The sequence below is a fragment of the Streptomyces sp. NPDC015139 genome (assembly GCF_043079785.1).
GTDB classification, from domain to species: Bacteria; Actinomycetota; Actinomycetes; order Streptomycetales; family Streptomycetaceae; genus Streptomyces; species Streptomyces albidocamelliae.
On sequence record NZ_JBIBUW010000005.1, the window covers coordinates 300,428 to 318,607 of the forward strand.

Annotated in this window: 14 protein-coding genes and 1 tRNA gene; 3 read left to right on the plus strand and 12 right to left on the minus strand. The window is 70.0% G+C overall.

The features are described from left to right. Positions 1 to 21 precede the first annotated feature (21 nt). Positions 22 to 1,827 (minus strand): bifunctional metallophosphatase/5'-nucleotidase, encoded by a 1,806-nt coding sequence (locus tag ACF08B_RS16295; RefSeq protein ID WP_392317938.1) that lies wholly within the window; start codon positions 1,825 to 1,827, stop codon positions 22 to 24. Positions 1,828 to 2,076: 249 nt separating this feature from the next. Here ACF08B_RS16295 and pyk point away from each other — a divergent pair, with 249 nt between their 5' ends. Beyond that, complete coding sequence (gene pyk, locus ACF08B_RS16300) at positions 2,077 to 3,513, plus strand: pyruvate kinase (protein WP_392317939.1); 1,437 nt, start codon at positions 2,077 to 2,079, stop codon at positions 3,511 to 3,513. A gap of 8 nt (positions 3,514 to 3,521) precedes the next feature. Here the strand turns inward: pyk and ACF08B_RS16305 are convergent, their stop codons facing one another. Both ACF08B_RS16305 and ACF08B_RS16310 read right to left on the minus strand, forming a co-directional pair. Next, entirely contained in the window at positions 3,522 to 3,935 is a 414-nt protein-coding gene (locus ACF08B_RS16305) for a hypothetical protein (protein ID WP_392317940.1), read from the minus strand. 113 nt (positions 3,936 to 4,048) lie between these two features. Continuing rightward, positions 4,049 to 4,121 (minus strand) — tRNA-Leu (locus ACF08B_RS16310). Positions 4,122 to 4,224: 103 nt separating this feature from the next. On the opposite strand from ACF08B_RS16310, the gene ACF08B_RS16315 reads away from it, so the two are divergent. Next, positions 4,225 to 4,881 carry an ANTAR domain-containing response regulator gene (locus ACF08B_RS16315; RefSeq protein ID WP_073892743.1) on the plus strand — a complete coding sequence of 219 codons (657 nt, stop codon included), beginning with the start codon at positions 4,225 to 4,227 and terminating at the stop codon, positions 4,879 to 4,881. 92 nt (positions 4,882 to 4,973) lie between these two features. On the opposite strand, the gene ACF08B_RS16320 is transcribed toward ACF08B_RS16315, so the two are convergent. The 9 genes from ACF08B_RS16320 to ACF08B_RS16360 form a co-directional block, all read right to left on the minus strand. Beyond that, positions 4,974 to 5,690 carry an ABC transporter ATP-binding protein gene (locus tag ACF08B_RS16320; RefSeq protein WP_093478486.1) on the minus strand — a complete coding sequence of 239 codons (717 nt, stop codon included), beginning with the start codon at positions 5,688 to 5,690 and terminating at the stop codon, positions 4,974 to 4,976. Beyond that, complete coding sequence (locus ACF08B_RS16325; RefSeq protein ID WP_392317941.1) at positions 5,687 to 6,598, minus strand: ABC transporter ATP-binding protein; 912 nt, start codon at positions 6,596 to 6,598, stop codon at positions 5,687 to 5,689. Before ACF08B_RS16325 ends, ACF08B_RS16320 begins: the two co-directional genes overlap by 4 nt. A gap of 5 nt (positions 6,599 to 6,603) precedes the next feature. Beyond that, positions 6,604 to 8,427: a branched-chain amino acid ABC transporter permease gene (locus ACF08B_RS16330; protein WP_392317942.1), complete on the minus strand. Its 1,824-nt coding sequence runs from the start codon at positions 8,425 to 8,427 to the stop codon at positions 6,604 to 6,606. Between the two features lie 5 nt (positions 8,428 to 8,432). Next, a complete protein-coding gene (locus ACF08B_RS16335; protein ID WP_073892735.1) occupies positions 8,433 to 9,365 on the minus strand; it encodes a branched-chain amino acid ABC transporter permease in 933 nt (310 codons plus the stop codon). Positions 9,366 to 9,476: 111 nt separating this feature from the next. Beyond that, positions 9,477 to 10,712, minus strand: a complete 1,236-nt coding sequence (locus tag ACF08B_RS16340; protein ID WP_073892733.1) for a branched-chain amino acid ABC transporter substrate-binding protein — start codon at positions 10,710 to 10,712, stop codon at positions 9,477 to 9,479. A gap of 304 nt (positions 10,713 to 11,016) precedes the next feature. Then, the gene (locus ACF08B_RS16345) at positions 11,017 to 11,652 is read right to left on the minus strand and encodes a Tat pathway signal sequence domain protein (protein WP_392317943.1); all 636 of its coding nucleotides are present in this window, start codon (positions 11,650 to 11,652) and stop codon (positions 11,017 to 11,019) included. Beyond that, positions 11,649 to 12,083 (minus strand): hypothetical protein, encoded by a 435-nt coding sequence (locus tag ACF08B_RS16350; protein ID WP_392317944.1) that lies wholly within the window; start codon positions 12,081 to 12,083, stop codon positions 11,649 to 11,651. Before ACF08B_RS16350 ends, ACF08B_RS16345 begins: the two co-directional genes overlap by 4 nt. A gap of 224 nt (positions 12,084 to 12,307) precedes the next feature. Further along, positions 12,308 to 12,799, minus strand: coding sequence for a hotdog fold thioesterase (locus ACF08B_RS16355; RefSeq protein ID WP_392317945.1), 492 nt, complete (start codon positions 12,797 to 12,799; stop codon positions 12,308 to 12,310). A 47-nt stretch (positions 12,800 to 12,846) separates the two neighbouring features. Next, on the minus strand, positions 12,847 to 15,171 hold the full coding sequence (locus tag ACF08B_RS16360) for an FdhF/YdeP family oxidoreductase (RefSeq protein WP_392317946.1): 2,325 nt from the start codon (positions 15,169 to 15,171) through the stop codon (positions 12,847 to 12,849). Positions 15,172 to 15,351: 180 nt separating this feature from the next. Here ACF08B_RS16360 and polA point away from each other — a divergent pair, with 180 nt between their 5' ends. Beyond that, positions 15,352 to 18,078, plus strand: a complete 2,727-nt coding sequence (polA, locus tag ACF08B_RS16365; RefSeq protein WP_392317947.1) for a DNA polymerase I — start codon at positions 15,352 to 15,354, stop codon at positions 18,076 to 18,078. The last annotated feature ends 102 nt before the right edge of the window (positions 18,079 to 18,180 follow it).

Consider the following 18,180-nt stretch of genomic DNA (forward strand, 5'->3'; position numbering starts at 1 on the left):
CGGCCCGTCAGCGAGGAGACGCTAGAACATCGGCGTGCCGTCGCGCGTCAGCTTCCAGTCCACCGAGGCGAAGTCCTTCGGGTCCAGCACACCCTTGGCGGTGACCCACTCCGCGATCCGGGTACGGATCTCCGTCGACTCCGACCACAGCTCCTTGGCCGTGGCGACATGCGGGAAGGCGCCGCCGCCGTTGGCCCGGTAGTTGTTCACCGCGAGCACGAACTGCTGGGCGTCGTCCAGCGCCGCCCCGCCGAAGGTCAGGTTCTTGATCCGCGAACCGGCCGGCCGGGCGACGTCGATGTCGTACGCCAGTCCCGAGACGTAGTCGTAGTTGTAGTCCGGACGGCCCCCGGCGTTGGTCAGCTTCTCCACGTCGACGGCGGCGTCGGCGGCGGTCTGGACGTAGTACTCCGCGGAGTACTCCAGGTACGCGCGCACCTGGGCGCCCGTCATCAGCTTCGCCACCAGCGTGTTGTCGTACACGTACAGGCTCGACAGGTCCCGGATGGTCACGTCGCCCGCGGGGATCTCCGAGGTACGGGAGAACGGCGAGGCCTGGGCGATCACCGGCAGCGAGGCGTACTCGGTGCCCTTGAGCGCGGCCTTGACCACATCCTCCTGGACCTTGGTGATCAGGTCGATGATCGGGGCGTCCTTGTAGCGGGCGTCGACCGTGGTCAGCGTCTCGGTCGCCCGGCCCACGACCTGGTTCACGTACGCGACGACCTTGGCGTGCTCGTCGGTGAGCAGCTTGGTGATCTTCGGGTCGTCGGCGACCGAGTTGGAGTTGCGCAGCGACGCGGAGACCGACTCGACCTCCCACCGGCCCTTGCTGAACACCAGCTCGATGTCGAAGAGGGTGAGCCGCTCGGCGTAGCACAGCGGCTCGGACAGCACGACGGTCCGGCCGGTCTTCTCGTTGACGACCTTCAGCTCGGGGATCTCCAGGTGCGCGTGGCCGACCAGGATCGCGTCGATGCCCGGCACCTGCTTGGCCACGTTGGCGGCCGCGTTCTCCACGTACGGCACCTGGTCGCCGTACGACGACGTGCCCGAGGTGCCCGAGTGCGCGGAGACCACGACCACGTCCGCGCCGAGCGCCTTCAGCTTCGGCACCCACTTCGCGGCCTGCTCCTCCAGGCCCTCGAACTTCAGCTTGCCCTGGACGTAGGCCTTGTCCCAGATGGCGATGCCCGGGTTGGTCAGGCCGAGGACGGCGACCTTGACCGGCTTGGCGCCCGGCACGTGGAACGTCTTGACGAAGTACGGCGGGAAGGCCGGCTTGAGCGTCTTGGCGTCGACCGCGTTGGCGCCGAGCAGCGGGAAGTCGAGCTGCTCCTCGAACCGGCGCAGGGTCTCGATGCCGTAGTTGAACTCGTGGTTGCCGAGCGCGGCGGCGTCGTACCCGATCGCGTTCATGGCCTGCGCCATCGGGTGCACGGGGCCGCCCTTGGCGGTGATCGGGTCGACCTTGGCGTAGTAGTACGTCAGCGGGGTGCCCTGGATGGTGTCACCGGCGTCCAGCAGCAGCGTGTTGCAGTGGCCCTTCTCGGCGCGCACCTGGTCGACCAGGGTGGAGATCCGGGACAGGCCCGTGGCGTTGCCGGCCTTGTCGGAGTACTCCGCGTTCTTGAAGTAGTCCCAGTTGAAGACGTGGCCGTGCAGGTCGGTCGTGCCCATCACGGTCAGGGAGTACCGCTTCGCCGGGTGACCGGGCTTCGTCCGCTCGGTCGCCTCGGCCGCAGGAGCCGCCGCCGCACCGGCGATCGCCACTCCCGCTCCGGTGGCGGCGGACTTCTTCAGGAACTTCCGGCGGTTCAACGGCATCTCTCGGCTCCTCGGCGAACGGTCGACAACGCGCGTAGATTCTGACCTGGGCATGACGTGCGGCAACAGGTCCGGGAGGTTGCGATCTGGTGACCTCTTCCCCGAACTCCTGGCCGGCACCCAGGGAATTCGCTCATAGGAGCGGGCCGTCGCACAATTCAACACTTGTCAAGAAGGCTTCACGCAAAGGTGGTTGAGTCGTCATGCGGCCCAGATTCTCTACCCGCGGGTAAGGCCTAGGCTCGAACCATGCGCCGAGCAAAGATCGTCTGTACTCTGGGGCCCGCCACCGACTCGTACGACCAGATCAAGGCACTGGTCGAGGCCGGAATGGACGTCGCCCGCTTCAACCTCAGCCACGGCACGCACGCCGACCACGAGGAGCGCTACCAGCGGGTGCGCAAGGCGGCCGACGAGACCGGCCGCAGCGTCGGACTTCTCGCCGACCTTCAAGGCCCGAAGATCCGGCTCGGCCGCTTCGCCGAAGGCCCCGTACTCCTTGAACGCGGCGACACCTTCACCATCACCGTGGAGGACGGCGTCCAGGGCGACCGCCACCGGTGCGGCACCACCTACGCCGGCCTCGCCGCCGACGTCACCCCCGGCGAACGCGTCCTCGTGGACGACGGCAAGGTCTGCCTGGAGGTCACCTCGGTCGACGGCCCCCGCGTGCACACCCGCGTGATCGAGGGCGGAGTGATCTCCGACCACAAGGGCCTCAACCTCCCCGGCGTCGCCGTCTCCGTCCCCGCCCTCTCCGAGAAGGACGAGGACGACCTGCGCTGGGCGCTGCGCACCGGCTTCGACGTCGTCGCCCTCTCCTTCGTCCGCAGCGGCGACGACGTCAGGGCCGTGCACCGCATCATGGCCGAGCAGGGCCGGCGCCTCCCGGTGATCGCCAAGATCGAGAAGCCCCAGGCCGTCGACAACCTCGACGGCATCGTCGCCGCCTTCGACGGCCTCATGGTCGCGCGCGGCGACCTCGGCGTGGAGATGCCCCTGGAACAGGTGCCGATCGTCCAGAAGCGCGCCGTCAAACTCGCCAAGCGCAACGCCAAGCCGGTCATCGTCGCCACCCAGATGCTCGACTCGATGATCGACAACTCCCGGCCGACCCGCGCCGAGGCGTCCGACGTGGCCAACGCGGTCCTCGACGGCACCGACGCGGTGATGCTCTCCGGCGAGACCAGCGTCGGAAAGTACCCCGTCGAGACCGTGCGCACCATGGCGAAGATCGTCGCCGCGGCCGAGGAGGACATGCTGGCCAAGGGCCTGCCGCCGCTGACCGAACGGAACAAGCCGCGCACCCAGGGCGGTGCGGTCGCCCGGGCCGCCGCCGAGATGGGCGACTTCCTCGGCGCGAAGTTCCTGGTGGCGTTCACCCAGTCGGGCGACACGGCCCGCCGGCTCTCCCGGTACCGCTCGCCGATCCCGCTGCTCGCCTTCACCCCCGAGCCGGCCACCCGCTCCCAGCTCAGCCTCACCTGGGGCGCCGAGACCTTCCTCGGCCCGCACGCGGACTCCACGGACGCGATGGTCGACCAGGTGGACGACCTGCTCCTCAGGTACGGCCGCTGCCGGAAGGGCGACATCGTGGTCATCACGGCCGGCTCCCCGCCCGGCGTCCCCGGCGCGACCAACATGGTCCGAGTCCACCACATCGGCGAGGACGACAGCCCGAAGTAGCGCCCTTCTCAGTACTTGGGGCCGACGTGGGCGTCCATGAGCGCCACGGAGGCCTTGCGGACGAACTCCCACGGGTGGGCGTCGACGACGACCCGCTGCCAAGGCCCGAGCACGATCGCTCGCTCGTGCTTCTTACCGGGGCGGTGCTGGGGCAGTAGACAGCACCAGTGCTTGGTGAAGGACTTGACCACGAGGCAGCCCGCACGCCCGGTGCGGCTGACACTCGGCCCGGGCAGGACCCGGCGCATGGCGTCCTCGTCCTCGGCGGCATCGACCAGACCGGGCCACGAGGCGGTGCAGGTCAGCGCGAGGTAGTGCTGCCTGGGCTTGGAGACGACATGGCCGTCGCCAAGACAGAGGCCCAGCAGGTAGGCGTAGGCCGGGCGGTCTTCCGGGACACCCGGTGTGTCTTGGCATCGCACGCAGGGCGGTGATCAATCCGCGGCACAGAATTTCGCCGGGTGCAGCAAAAAGCGGATGTTCACGAGAACGTGTACATCCGCATTGTGGCGCGACCTTGGAATCTTAGGAAAAGTGCCCCGGGTGGGATTCGAACCCACGCTGTCGGTGGTTTGAGCACCGTGCCTCTACCGCTGGGCTACCGGGGCTTCCTGTAAAACAAAGGCCGACGGTAACCCCGCCGTGCCCCCACCTTACCGCAGCTAGGTAGGCTCTTGTCAGCAGTGCCCCTGCCCTGAACGAGGAGCCCCCGTGACCCCCGAGTCGCCCCAGCCCGTGGACGCGCCCGACGACGACAAGTCGCACGTGCCTCCGCTGACGACCCGAGTCGTCATCGCCGAGGACGAGGCCCTGATCCGGCTCGATCTGAAAGAGATGCTGGAGGAGGAGGGGTACACCGTCGTCGGGGAGGCGGGCGACGGTGAGCAGGCCGTGGAGCTGGCCCGCGAGCACAAGCCGGACCTGGTCATCCTCGACGTGAAGATGCCCAAGCTGGACGGCATCTCCGCGGCCGAGAAGATCGCCGAGGAGTCCATCGCGCCGGTCCTGATGCTCACCGCCTTCTCGCAGCGCGACCTCGTCGAGCGCGCCCGCGACGCCGGCGCGATGGCGTACCTGGTCAAGCCGTTCAGCAAGAGCGATGTCGTGCCGGCCATCGAGATGGCCGTCTCCCGCTTCACCGAGCTGAAGCAGCTGGAGCAGGAGGTCGCCGACCTCACGCTGCGGCTGGAGACCCGCAAGCTGGTCGACCGGGCGAAGTCCGTCCTGCAGAGCGAGTACGGCCTGACCGAGCCGGCCGCCTTCCGCTGGATCCAGAAGACGTCCATGGACCGCCGGATGTCGATGCAGCAGGTCGCCGAGGCCGTCATCGCGGACAACGAGGAGAAGAAGGCCGCGAAGAACGGCTGACGCCCGCCCCCGCGCACACGACATTGCCCGCGCCCCCGAGGAAGGGGCGCGGGCAATTGCGCGTTACCGGTCACGACGGGCCGGCCGAGCGCCTAGTCCTCGCCGAGGTAGGCCTTGCGCACCGACTCGTCGTGGAGCAGGTCCCGGCCCGTGCCGGACAGGACGATGCTGCCGACCTCCATGACGTGACCCCGGTCGGCGAGCGAGAGCGCCGCCTGGGCGTTCTGCTCGACCAGCAGGATCGTGGTGCCCTGGGACTTCAGCTCGGCGATCGTCGCCATGATCTTCTGCATCATGATCGGCGACAGACCCATGGACGGCTCGTCCAGCATCAGCAGCTTCGGCTGGGACATCAGCGCCCTGCCCATCGCCAGCATCTGCTGCTCACCGCCCGAGAGGGTGCCGGCCGCCTGCTTCCTGCGCTCCCCGAGGATGGGGAACAGGTCGTAGGCGCGCTGGATGTCCTTCTCGATGCCCGGCTTGTCGTTGCGCAGGAACGCCCCGAGGCGCAGGTTGTCCTCGATGGTCATGCGCGGGAAGATGTGCCGCCCCTCGGGGGAGTGGGCGAGGCCCAGCGAGACCACCTGGTGGGCGGGGACCTTCTTCAGCGACTTGCCGTTGAACTTGATCTGGCCGCCGACCGGCTTGAGCAGACCGGACAGCGTGCGCAGGGTGGTGGTCTTGCCGGCGCCGTTGGTGCCGATCAGGGTGACCACCTGGCCGGCCTCGACCTTGAACGAAATGCCCTTGACGGCTTCGATCTTGCCGTAGGCGACCCGCAGGTCCTCGACTTCGAGCAGTGCGGTCATCGGTCGTTCTCCTTGCCGGGCGCGGCGTCCGTCGTGGTCTCGGCCTGCGCCTCGGCAGCCTCGACCTCGGCGACCTCGTCGTCGCCGGGCGCGTTCTCGAAGGGCTCGCCCAGGTAGGCGGCGATCACCCGCTCGTCGCCCTGGACGGTCGCGCTGTCGCCCTCGATCAGCTTCTCGCCCTGCACGAGCACGGCCACCCGGTCGCACAGGTTCATGATGAAGCGCATGTCGTGCTCGATGACGAGGACGGCGATGCCCATGTCCCGGATGGCGAAGACCAGTTCCTCGGTGGCCCGGGTCTCCTGCGGGTTCATGCCGGCCGTCGGCTCGTCGAGGAGCAGCAGACCGGGCTCGCTGGCGAGGGCGCGGGCGATCTCCAGCTTGCGCTGCTCTCCGTAGGGGAGGTTGCGGGCCAGGTGCTCGGCCTTCTTGTCCAGGCCCACGAACGCCAGCAGCTCCATGGCCCGGTCGCGGGAGGCCTTCTCCGCGCGGTGGAAGCCCGGTCCGCGCAGGAGCGCGGACCACAGGCCCTCCTTGGTGCGGGTGTGCCGGCCGACGAGTACGTTCTCCAGGACCGTCATGTTGGCGAACAGACGGATGTTCTGGAACGTGCGGGCGATGCCGGCCGCGGTGACCTTGAAGGACTTCGGCGGCAGCACCCCGCCCTTGTAGCGGACCTCGCCCTCGGTGGGGATGTACAGGCCGGTCAGGCAGTTGAAGAAGGTCGTCTTGCCGGCGCCGTTGGGGCCGATCAGACCGACGATCTCGCCGCTGTTGACGGTGAGGTCGACGTTCCGTACGGCCGTCAGGCCGCCGAACCGCATGGTGACGCCGCGTGCGTCGAGGACGACCTCGCCGGGGGTGGAGGCGCCGGGGGCGGCGTCCTTGGTGGTGGTGTCGGTAGTCATCGTGGTCAGGCCCCTGCCTTGCTGAGGACGGCGGGCGCTTCGGTGTCCTCGTGGAACTCGAGCTGCCGGCGCCGGTTGGGGATGAGGCCCTCCGGACGGAAGCGCATCAGCAGTACGAGCGCGACGCCGAAGGCGAAGAGCTGGTAGTCGCCCAGGAACTGGAGCTTGGCGGGGATCAGGTACAGCAGCGCGGCGCCGACCAGCGGACCGGCGATGGTGCCCATGCCGCCGAGGACCACCGCGGCCAGCAGGAAGGCCGAGTTGGGCGGCACGACGTGCGCGAACTGGTACTGCTCCGGGGTCACGGTGTAGGTGACGTGGGCCTGGACGGAGCCGGCGAGACCGGCGAGGGCGGCACCCAGGGCGAAGGCGATGAGCTTGACCCGGAAGCCGTTGATGCCCATGGCGAGCGCGGCGGTCTCGTCCTCGCGGATGGCGATCCAGGCGCGGCCGATGCGGGAGTCGCTGCTGCGCCGGAAGACCACGACCACGATGAACGTGATGAGCAGCATCAGCAGGAAGTAGTTCGCGAACCGGCCGACGGTGGCGCCCAGGAACTGGTGCTCCTGGCCGAAGTCGAAGCCCAGGATGTCCAGGTTCGGGATCGAGGAGATGCCGTTGGAGCCGTTGGTGACGTCCGGGCCGGAGGTGCCGTCCATGTTGAGGACGGTGATGCGGAAGATCTCACCGAAGCCGAGGGTCACGATGGCGAGGTAGTCGCCGCGCAGTCGCAGGGTCGGGGCGCCGATGAGGACACCGAAGACCATGGCGACGGCCGCGCCGAGCAGGGCGGAGGCCCAGAAGGGCCACTGCACGTGCAGGGGCGAGGAGGGGGAGCCGGAGACCAGGGCCGCGGTGTAGGCGCCGACACCGAGGAAGGCGACGTAACCGAGGTCGAGGAGGCCGGCGAGGCCGACGACGATGTTCAGGCCGAGGGCGACGGTGGCGAAGATCAGGATGTAGACGCCGATCGTCGCGTACTGGTCGTCGGACTGGGTGAGCGGGAAGGCGGCCGCGGCGGCGAAGGCGCCGGCCATGGTGATGTTGCGGTGGCGGGCGGTGATCGCCGAGACCCGGGCCACGAGCCCGGCCTTGGCGAGCGCGCCGAAGCCGAAGCCGGCGGTGAGGAGGAAGCCGATGAACAGCTGGTCGTACTCGGTGCCGATGCCGTAGGTGAAGACGATCAGACCGAGGGCCATGGCGGCCACGATGACGAGGATCTCGGCGTAGGCCGGCAGCTTGCGGGCCGGGGCCGGGGCCTCGGAGGCGAAGGCCGCCTTGACGTTGTTCCACTTCTGGCGGCTCTGGTGGCGGAACCGCTCGCGGCCGGTGTCGTCCGGGTCGAAGGGCTCGGGCTCCGGGCGCTCGAACGGCAGGGCCAGCGCGCCGAGCAGGGCGGCGAGCGTGGCGACGGCGACGACGTAGCCGCCGGGCTCCAGGTTCACCAGGCCGCCCAGCTTGGCGCTGATGGCGAGGACGGTGTACCAGGCGGTGGCGAACGTGCCGAGCGCGGCCGTCTTCAGTGCGCTGTCGGCGCTGCCGGGGGTGAGCCAGCCCAGTCCCCTGACGCCGTAGGAGGCGACGCCGAAGAGGGTGGTGAGGATGCCGCCGATCAGGACGAGGACCTGCAGGCCGCCCGGGTAGCCGTAGACCGTGAGGTCGCCGGGGAAGGCGGCGGTCCAGGTCCAGGCGAGGAAGGTGGAGACGATCGTCAGGACGCCGCCGCCGGTGGCGAGGGCACGGCCGAGCGGGGCGGGCAGACCGATCAGGCCGGCCTGGGCGGCCGTGGGGGTGCTGGGCGTCTCTGCTGCGGTGGTCTGTGTGGTCATCGGTGTCACGCCCTGTCCGCGACGCGCTCACCGAGCAGGCCCTGTGGCCTGAACAGGAGCACGAGGATGAGGAGTACGAACGCCCAGACGTCTGCCCAGGACTGGCTGCCGAACTTGTCCATGCCGGGGATGTCCGCGATGTAGGCGGTGGACAGAGCCTCGGCGACACCGAGGACGAGGCCGCCGAGCATGGCGCCGTAGATGTTGCCGATGCCGCCGAGGACGGCCGCGGTGAAGGCCTTCAGGCCGAGGATGAAGCCCATACGGAAGTCGATCTGACCGTACTTCAGGCCGTAGGCGACCGATCCGACGGCGGCGAAGGCGGCGCCGAGGGCGAACGCGATCACGATGATGCGGTCGGTGTTGACGCCCATCAGCTTCGCGGTGTCCGGGTCCTGGGCGGTGGCCTGCATGCCGCGTCCGGTGCGGGTGCGCATCACGAAGTAGGCGAGGAAGGCCATGCTGAGGGGGGCGGCGGCGACCAGGAAGACATCACCCGTCTGGATGGTGACATTACCGATCTCGAAGGGACCGCCCGGGATGCTCGGGAAGGTGCGGGCGCTCTTGGCGCCCGGGTACCAGGCCCACACCGCCTGCTGGAGGGCCAGGGAGAGGCCGATGGCGGTGATGAGGGGCGCGAGACGCGGGGCGGTGCGCAGGGGGCGGTAGGCGAATCGTTCCGCTCCGACGGCGACGGTGACTGCCACCAGGATGGCTCCGATGAGCATCAGTGGCAGGGCCACCCACATCGAGGTGCCGTCGGGCAGGATGTACGCGTAGACCGTGAGCGCGCCGAACGCGCCGGTCATGAATATCTCGCCGTGGGCGAAGTTGATGAGCTGGACGATGCCGTAGACCATTGTGTAGCCGATGGCGACGAGCCCGTACATGGATCCTAGTAGCAGGCCGTTGACCAGCTGCTGCGGCAGTTCGTTCACCGCAAGTCCTCCGAGACGTTCGGAAAGTTCGACGGATGAGGCCGGATGCGAGTCCGCGCGGGGCGCCAGTGGAACAGCGCCCCGCGCGGCTCAGGTGATGCGGGTTGTGGGTCAGCTGCCGTTGTAGGTGCCGGACTCCACGGCCTTCCAGGCGCCACCCGTGACGGAGTAGACGGTGAGCTGCTTGTTGGTCGCGTCACCGTACTCGTCGAAGGAGACCTTGCCGGTCACACCGTCGAAGGAGACGTTCTGCATGGCCTCGGTGACCTTCGCGCGGGCGTCGTCCGGCAGCTTGCCGCCGTTGTCGTCGACGACCTTCTTGACGGCCTCGATGATCGACCAGGCGGAGTCGTAGGAGTAACCGCCGTAGGCCGCGTAGGCCTCCTTGTAGCCACCCGCCTTGTAGTTGGCGACGAACTCCTTGGCGGACGGCAGGGTCTCGACCGGCGCGCCGACCGAGGTGGCGAGGTCACCGGTGCCGGAGGCACCGGCCAGCTTGATGAAGTCGTCGGCGTAGATGCCGTCGCCGCCGACCAGCGGGATCTTGGCACCGGCGGCCTTGATCTGCTTGCTGAGCGGGCCGGCCTGCGGGTACTCGCCGCCGTAGTAGACCACCTGGGCACCGGAGTTCTTCACCTTGGTGGCGACCGCGGAGAAGTCCTTGGTGTCGGGGTTGATGTGCTCGGTGCCGACGATCTTGCCGCCGAGCTTCTTGAACTCGTCGCTGAACGTAGCGGCGAGGCCGGCGCCGTACGTCTTCTTGTCGTCGATGATGAAGGCCTTCTTCTTCTTGGCCTTGTTGTAGACGTACTGCGCGGCGAACGGTCCCTGGATGGCGTCCGTGGTCGCGGTGCGGAAGTACGACTTGTACGCCCGGGTCTTCGACTTCTGCCAGTCGTCACCCTGGGTCAGCGCCGGGTTGGTGTTGGCCGGGGAGACCTCGACCAGCTTCGCGTCGTCGAAGACCTTCTGCATCGACTGGGCGACGGAGGAGTTCAGCGGGCCGACGACACCGAGGACGTCCTTCTCGCCGACGAACTTGGTGGCGTTCGACTGGCCGGAAGAGGGCTGCGCCTGGTCGTCCGCGGCCTCGATCTTGAAGGTGACGCCCTTGACGTAGTTCTTCTTGTTGGCCTGCTTGGCCGCGAGGTCCACCGAGTTCCTGATGCCCAGGCCGAGAGCGGACAGGTCGCCGGTCAGCGGGGCGTCGACGCCGATGACGACGGTGGTGCCGCCGCCGTTGGAGTCCGAGCCCTTGTCGCCGCTGTCGCGCGAGCCGCAGGCGGTGAGGGTGAGTGCTCCCGCCGCCAGGGCGGCGGTGATGGCGATGAGCGAACGTTGACGCACGATCAGTCCTTTCCGCTGAACGACCGCATCCCCGTGGAGGCGGTCGAGCCGCGCGCCTGGCCGAAGAGTGACGGGCCGGAGTGGAGAATCCGGCGGCGCGGTGACTGGCCGTGACTCTAAGCGTGTGTGGACAACGTGGAGGAGAGTCTGACCAAGGCTGTGACGCTCTTGTTATGACACGAGGTAATGCAGAGCGGTACCCGGTGGGGGGAACGGCGGAATTCCGGCCGTTTCGCCCCGTCCGCATTGTGAGAACCCGCAGGACCGATCGAGATCCGTTCAGGTGTCTCGGGGGTTTTGGTGATTACCCAACACTGTTGCTGCAGGCGACTTTCAGGGCCTGGGAGAGGTGCTGCGCGTAGCGCGGACCGAGGATGAAACTGTGGTTTTGTATTGCACGCGTATTACGCAGAGTTACGTCCAGGAAAGGCATCCCGGCGTCCATGGGAACTTTTCCGCATTCGGTCACGTGCATCGTTATGGTGATCATGCGGGCCGAACCCGCTCTTGTCCGGAAGGGTGCCGCGGGGTCCGTCGTCAGCGTCAGCCCCGCGTACGGCTGGGTCACCCGGGTCACGGTGACCGGCGGCCCGGAGTCCACGCCCACCAGCACCCCGAAGCGGAAGCTGTGCGGCGGGGCGCCGGTCGCGGTCGGCAGGTCCTCCAGGTACGTCACGTCCACCACCTGTGCGGGGTAAGGCGCCCCCGACGGCTGGGGAGTTGGGGCCGGCGGCGCCTGCCGCGGCCGGTTGCCGTAGAGGTATCCGCCGCCCGCCAGGAGGACGGCCAGCGCGGCGAGGCAGAGGGTCAGCCGCCGGTGGCGGGCGTACCGGCCGGCGAGCGCGGCACGCGACCGGCCGGCCGCACGCGCCTGCGCGGTAGGTGAGTTGTCCTGGGCGGTGGTGCCTTCGCCGGGTTCCAGGGGGCCGATGCCGCTCACTGCCAGGGGCCTCCGCTCGGGGTCCCGTCGCGGTAGCGCTCGGTGCACGCCCGGCGCGCCTGACGGTCAATCAACTTGTCGACAAGCGCGGTGGCTTGGTGCCGCTTCGCGACCCGCGCCGCGTCCACGACGTCCCGGAGAAGCTCGTACTGCCCGTTGGACAGGCCCATCGACTGGTAATCGCCGTAGGTGCCGCTGTCGAGCACCTGGCGCGACCAGTGCGCGACGAGCCGGGTGCACAGCTCCGCGTCGGAGGCCGCCGACGCCGAGCCCGGTGCCGAGCCGGGTGTCGCCGGGGCGGGTGCGGGGGCGGGCGCGGTGCGCGGCGCCCCGCCGGACCGGTCGCAGCCGGTCACCACGAGCAGCGCCGAGAGCGCCGGCCCGAGCACCAGGAACCTCGCCCCCGTACGGAGGCCTCCTCGCCGTCCCATGTGCCGAAGCTAAGGGCGAGGGGCGGCGAGGGGCAACGGCCCTGCCGAGACGGGGGGCCACGGAAGGGGGGAGAGGCCCAGGGGGCCGGTCACTTGGCCGGTGCCGGTGCCGGTGCCGGTGCCGGTGCCGGTGCCCGGGATCGGGAGGCGGAGGGGGGCTGGCCCCACGGCCGCGAGGTTGTCGGGGCGGCTGTGGGGCAGGGGGGCGACTCGGGCGAGGGCGGTCAGTCGGTGGTGGGGCGGGGGCTGGGCGCGTCGCCCTGCCGCACGTCCCGCAGGAGGCAGGTCAGGCGGGCCGTGCAGACCCGGCGGCCCTCCTCGTCGCTGATCACGATCTCGTACGTCGCCGTCGAACGCCCCCGGTGCACGGGCGTGGCCACGCCGGTCACCAGGCCCGAACGGACACCGCGGTGGTGGGTGCAGTTCAGGTCCACGCCCACCGCGATCTTCGAGCTGCCGCCGTGCAGCATCGAGCCGACCGAGCCCAGGGTCTCCGCCAGCACCGCCGAGGCGCCACCGTGCAGCAGTCCGTACGGCTGGGTGTTGCCCTCCACCGGCATCGTCCCGACGACCTTCTCCGGGCCGGCCTCCAGGATCTGCACACCCATCCGCGTGCCGAGGTGACCGGCCGAGAACAGGGCGGGCAGGTCCACGCCGAGCGCCGCGTACTCGTCGATGATCTCCTGCGGGAACTTGACTCGCTGCTGCTCGCCCATCGGCCCGGCTCCGTTCGTCGTACACCTGTCTCTGGCTGAGCAAACGCTCAGTCGGTCGCCGATTGTTCCAGACGGCTCTCCGCGCGGTCCCCGAGGTCCGGTGTCCGGTGCTCCAGCCGTACGACGACGGACTTGCTGGCCGGGGTGTTGCTGGTGTCGGCCGTGGCGTCCAGCGGCACCAGCACGTTGGTCTCGGGGTAGTAGGCCGCCGCACAGCCCCGGGCCGTCGGATACAGGACGACGCGGAACCCGGGCGCCCGCCGCTCCACGCCGTCCCGCCACTCGCCCACCAGATCCACGTACGCCCCCTCGGCGACCCCCAGCCGCCGCGCGTCCTCGGGGTTCACCAGCACCACCCGGCGGCCGCCCGTGATGCCCCGGTAGCGGTCGTCGAGCCCGTAGATCGTGGTGTTGTACTGGTCGTGCGACCGCAGGGTCTGCAGCAGCAGCCGGCCCTCGGGCAGTTCGGGGAACTCCACCGGCGCCGCCGTGAAGTTCGCCTTGCCCGTGGCGGTCGGGAAACGGCGCTCGTCGCGCGGGGCGTGCGGCAGGGTGAAGCCGCCCGGCCGGGCCACGCGCGCGTTGAAGTCCTGGAACCCGGGGACCACGCGCGCGATGCGGTCACGGATCGCCGCGTAGTCCTTCTCGAACTCCTCCCACGGCACGACGCTGCCCTCACCGAGCACCCGGCGCGCCATCCGGCACACGATCGCCGGCTCCGACAGCAGCTCCGGACCCGCCGGCGCGAGCCGCCCGCGCGAGGCGTGCACCATGCCCATGGAGTCCTCGACCGTCACGAACTGCTCACCGCTGCCCTGGAGATCGCGCTCCGTACGGCCCAGCGTCGGCAGGATCAGCGCCCGCGCGCCCGTGACGACGTGCGAGCGGTTCAGCTTGGTCGACACGTGCACCGTCAGCCGCGCGCGCCGCATCGCCGCCTCGGTCACCTCGGTGTCGGGGGAGGCGGAGACGAAGTTGCCGCCCATGGCGAAGAACACCTTCGCCTCCCCGTCGCGCAGCGCGCGGATGGCCCGGACGACGTCGAAGCCGTGCTCGCGCGGCGGCGCGAACCCGAACTCCTTCTCCAGCGCGTCCAGGAAGGCCGGCGCGGGCCGCTCGAAGATGCCCATCGTCCGGTCGCCCTGCACGTTGCTGTGCCCGCGCACCGGGCACACTCCCGCGCCCGGACGGCCGATGTTGCCCCGCAGCAGCAGGAAGTTGACGACCTCGCGGATGGTCGGCACGGAGTGCTTGTGCTGGGTGAGGCCCATCGCCCAGCAGACGATGGTCCGCTCCGAGGCGAGCACCATGCGCAGGGCTTCCTCGATCTCCGCCCAGGACAGACCCGTCGCCGCGAGCGTCTCCTCCCAGTCGGCGGCACGGGCGGCCGCGGCGAACTCCTCGAACCCGTGGGTGTGCTCGCGTACGAACGCCTCGTCGACCGCGCCGTCCGTCTCCAGGACCAGCTTGTTGAGCAGGCGGAAGAGGGCCTGGTCGCCGCCGATGCGGATCTGCAGGAACAGGTCGGTCAGGGCGGCGCCCTTGAGCATGCCCCTGGGGGTCTGCGGGTTCTTGAACCGCTCCAGACCCGCCTCGGGCAGCGGGTTCACGCTGATGATCCGCGCGCCGCCGGCCTTGGCCCGTTCCAGCGCGGACAGCATGCGCGGGTGGTTCGTGCCCGGGTTCTGCCCGGCGACGATGATCAGGTCGGCCCGGTGCAGGTCCTCCAGCAGGACGCTGCCCTTGCCGATGCCGATGGTCTCGGACAGCGCCGAACCCGACGACTCGTGGCACATGTTCGAGCAGTCCGGCAGATTGTTCGTGCCCAGCTCGCGCGCGAAGAGCTGGTACAGGAACGCCGCCTCGTTGCTGGTGCGGCCCGAGGTGTAGAAGACGGCCTCGTCGGGGGAGTCCAGCGCCGCGATCTCCTCGGCGATGATGGCGAAGGCACGCTCCCAGCCGACCGGCTCGTAGTGCTCCCCGCCCTCGGGAAGGTACATCGGGTGGGTGAGCCGCCCCTGCTGCCCCAGCCAGTAGCCGCTGCGGCCGGCCAGGTCGGCCACCGGGTGGGCGGCGAAGAACTCCGGGGTGACCCGGCGCAGCGTGGCCTCCTCGGCGACCGCCTTCGCGCCGTTCTCGCAGAACTCCGCCTTGTGCCGGTGGTCCGGCTCGGGCCAGGCGCATCCCGGGCAGTCGAAGCCGTCCTTCTGGTTCACGCGCAGCAGCGTCAGCGCGGTGCGCCGCACACCCATCTGCTGCTGGGCGATGCGCAGCGTGTGCCCGATGGCGGGCAGTCCCGCGGCGGCGTGCTTCGGCTCCGCGACCTGCGGCGCGTCCTGGACCGGATCACCCTTGGGCGGCTTCGTCGCCATCGCCCGCTCCCCCTTCGACAGCGTGTGAGAAGTACGGCGACGATCCTCCCACGCGCCGCTGACCAGGCGTCCGCCCCCTGTGCGGACGCCGAACCACCGCCGGTGCCGGCCCGGCGACCGACGGCGGCCCGCGGAACCGCCCCGCCCGGAGTGTCAGTGCGGCGTGGCAGGATCGGGGACGTGGCAGAGACAGCATCGAAGAAGACCGACAAGACCCCCGGCGGCACCCGTCCGCGGCTGATGCTCATGGACGGGCACTCGCTGGCCTACCGCGCGTTCTTCGCGCTGCCTGCGGAGAACTTCACGACCGCGACCGGCCAGCCGACGAACGCCATCTACGGCTTCGCGTCGATGCTGGCCAACACCCTGCGTGACGAGGCGCCCACGCACTTCGCGGTGGCCTTCGACGTCTCGCGCAAGACGTGGCGCTCCGAGCGGTTCACGGAGTACAAGGCGAACCGCTCCAAGACCCCGGACGAGTTCAAGGGCCAGGTCGAGCTGATCGGCGAGCTGCTCGACGCGATGCACGCGCCGCGCTTCGCGGTCGACGGCTTCGAGGCGGACGACGTCATCGCCACCCTCGCCACCCAGGCCGAGGCCGAGGGCTTCGAGGTGCTGATCGTCACCGGCGACCGCGACTCCTTCCAGCTGGTCACCGAGCACACCACCGTGCTCTACCCGACGAAGGGCGTCTCGGAGCTGACGCGGTTCACCCCGGAGAAGGTTCTCGAGAAGTACGGCTTGACGCCCGCCCAGTACCCGGACTTCGCGGCGCTGCGCGGCGACCCGTCCGACAACCTCCCCGGCATCCCCGGCGTCGGCGAGAAGACCGCCGCCAAGTGGATCAACCAGTTCGGGTCCTTCGCCGATCTCGTCGAGCGGGTCGAGGAGGTCAAGGGCAAGGCCGGGCAGAACCTCCGCGACCACCTGGAGGCCGTCAAGCTCAACCGCCTGCTCACCGAGCTGGAGCGCCGGGTCGAGCTGCCGAGGACGGTCCCGGACCTGGAGCGGACCCCGTACGACCGCAAGGCCGTCGCGATGATCCTGGACACCCTGGAGATCCGCAATCCGTCCCTGCGTGAGCGGCTCTTCGCCGTCGACCCCGGCGCCGAGGAGGCCGAGACCACCCCGGTCACCACGGAGGGCGTCGAACTCGACGGCACGATCCTGCGCACCGGCGAGCTGGCCCCCTGGCTGGCCGAGCACGGCGGGGAGACCCTGGGCGTCGCCACCGTCGGCACCTGGGCGCTGGGCACCGGCTCGGTCGCCGAGGTCGCCCTCGCGGCGGCCGGGGGAGCGGCCGCCTGGTTCGACCCCGCCGAGCTGGACGAGGCCGACGAGAACGCGTTCACGGCCTGGCTGGCCGACGCCGGCCGCCCCAAGGTGTTCCACGACGCCAAGGGCGCCATGCGCGTCTTCGCCGAGCACGGCTGGAGCATCGACGGCGTCCGCATGGACACGGCGCTCGCCGCCTACCTGGTCAAGCCGGGCCGGCGCTCCTTCGACCTGGACGCGCTGTCCCTGGAGTACCTGCACCGCGAGCTGGTCCCGGCCGCCGCGGCCGACGGCCAGCTGGCCTTCGGGGCGGACGAGGGCGCCGAGGCCGAGGCCCTGATGATCCAGGCCCGCGCGGTCCTGGACCTGGGCGAGGCCTTCGAGGCCCGGCTGCCGGAGGTCGGCGCCGCCGACCTGCTCCGGGACATGGAGCTGCCCACCTCCGCCCTGCTCGCCCGCATGGAACGGCACGGCATCGCGGCCGACCGCACGCACCTCGAGGCGATGGAGCAGATGTTCGCCGGCGCGGTGCAGCAGGCCGTGAAGGAGGCGCACGCCGCCGCCGGCCACGAGTTCAACCTGGGCTCGCCCAAGCAGCTCCAGGAGGTCCTCTTCGGCGAGCTGGCCCTGCCGAAGACGAAGAAGACCAAGACCGGCTACACCACCGACGCCGACGCCCTGGCCTGGCTCGCCACCCAGACCGACAACGAGCTTCCGGTGATCATGCTGCGGCACCGGGAGCAGGCGAAGCTGCGCGTCACCGTCGAGGGCCTGATCAAGACCATCGCGGGCGACGGCCGTATCCACACCACCTTCAACCAGACGGTCGCCGCGACCGGCCGTCTCTCCTCCACGGACCCGAACCTGCAGAACATCCCGGTCCGCACGGACGAGGGCCGGGCGATCCGCCGTGGCTTCGTCGTCGGCGAGGGCTTCGAGTCCCTGATGACCGCCGACTACAGCCAGATCGAGCTGCGGGTGATGGCCCACCTCTCCGAGGACGAGGGCCTGATCCGGGCGTTCACCTCCGGTGAGGACCTGCACACCACGGCCGCCTCCCAGGTGTTCGGCGTCGAGCCCGCCGCGGTCGACGCCGAGATGCGGCGGAAGATCAAGGCGATGTCGTACGGGCTCGCCTACGGCCTGTCCGCGTTCGGCCTGTCCCAGCAGCTGAACATCGAGGCGGCCGAGGCGCGCGCCCTGATGGACGCCTACTTCGAGCGTTTCGGCGGGGTCCGGGACTACCTGCGCCGGGCGGTCGACGAGGCCCGGGCGACGGGCTACACGGCGACGATCTTCGGTCGCCGCCGCTACCTGCCGGACCTCAACAGCGACAACCGTCAGCGCCGTGAGGCGGCCGAGCGGATGGCCCTCAACGCGCCCATCCAGGGCACGGCGGCGGACATCGTCAAGATCGCCATGCTCAAGGTGGACAGCGCGCTGCGGGCGGCGGAGCTCAAGTCCCGCATGCTCCTCCAGGTCCACGACGAAATCGTCCTGGAGATCGCCCCGGGCGAGCGTACGGCCGCGGAGGAGATCGTCCGCCGCGAGATGGCCGCCGCCGTCCAGCTCCGCGCGCCTCTGGACGTCTCGGTCGGCGTGGGCCCGGACTGGGAGTCGGCAGCGCACTAGCCTGCGGCGCGTGTGCCTGCGGCGCCTCTGCGGAAGCCCTGCCGCGCGGGGCGCCCCGCTGCAGGCGCCCAGCGGGCGGGCACCTCGCGATGCCCGTCGGTC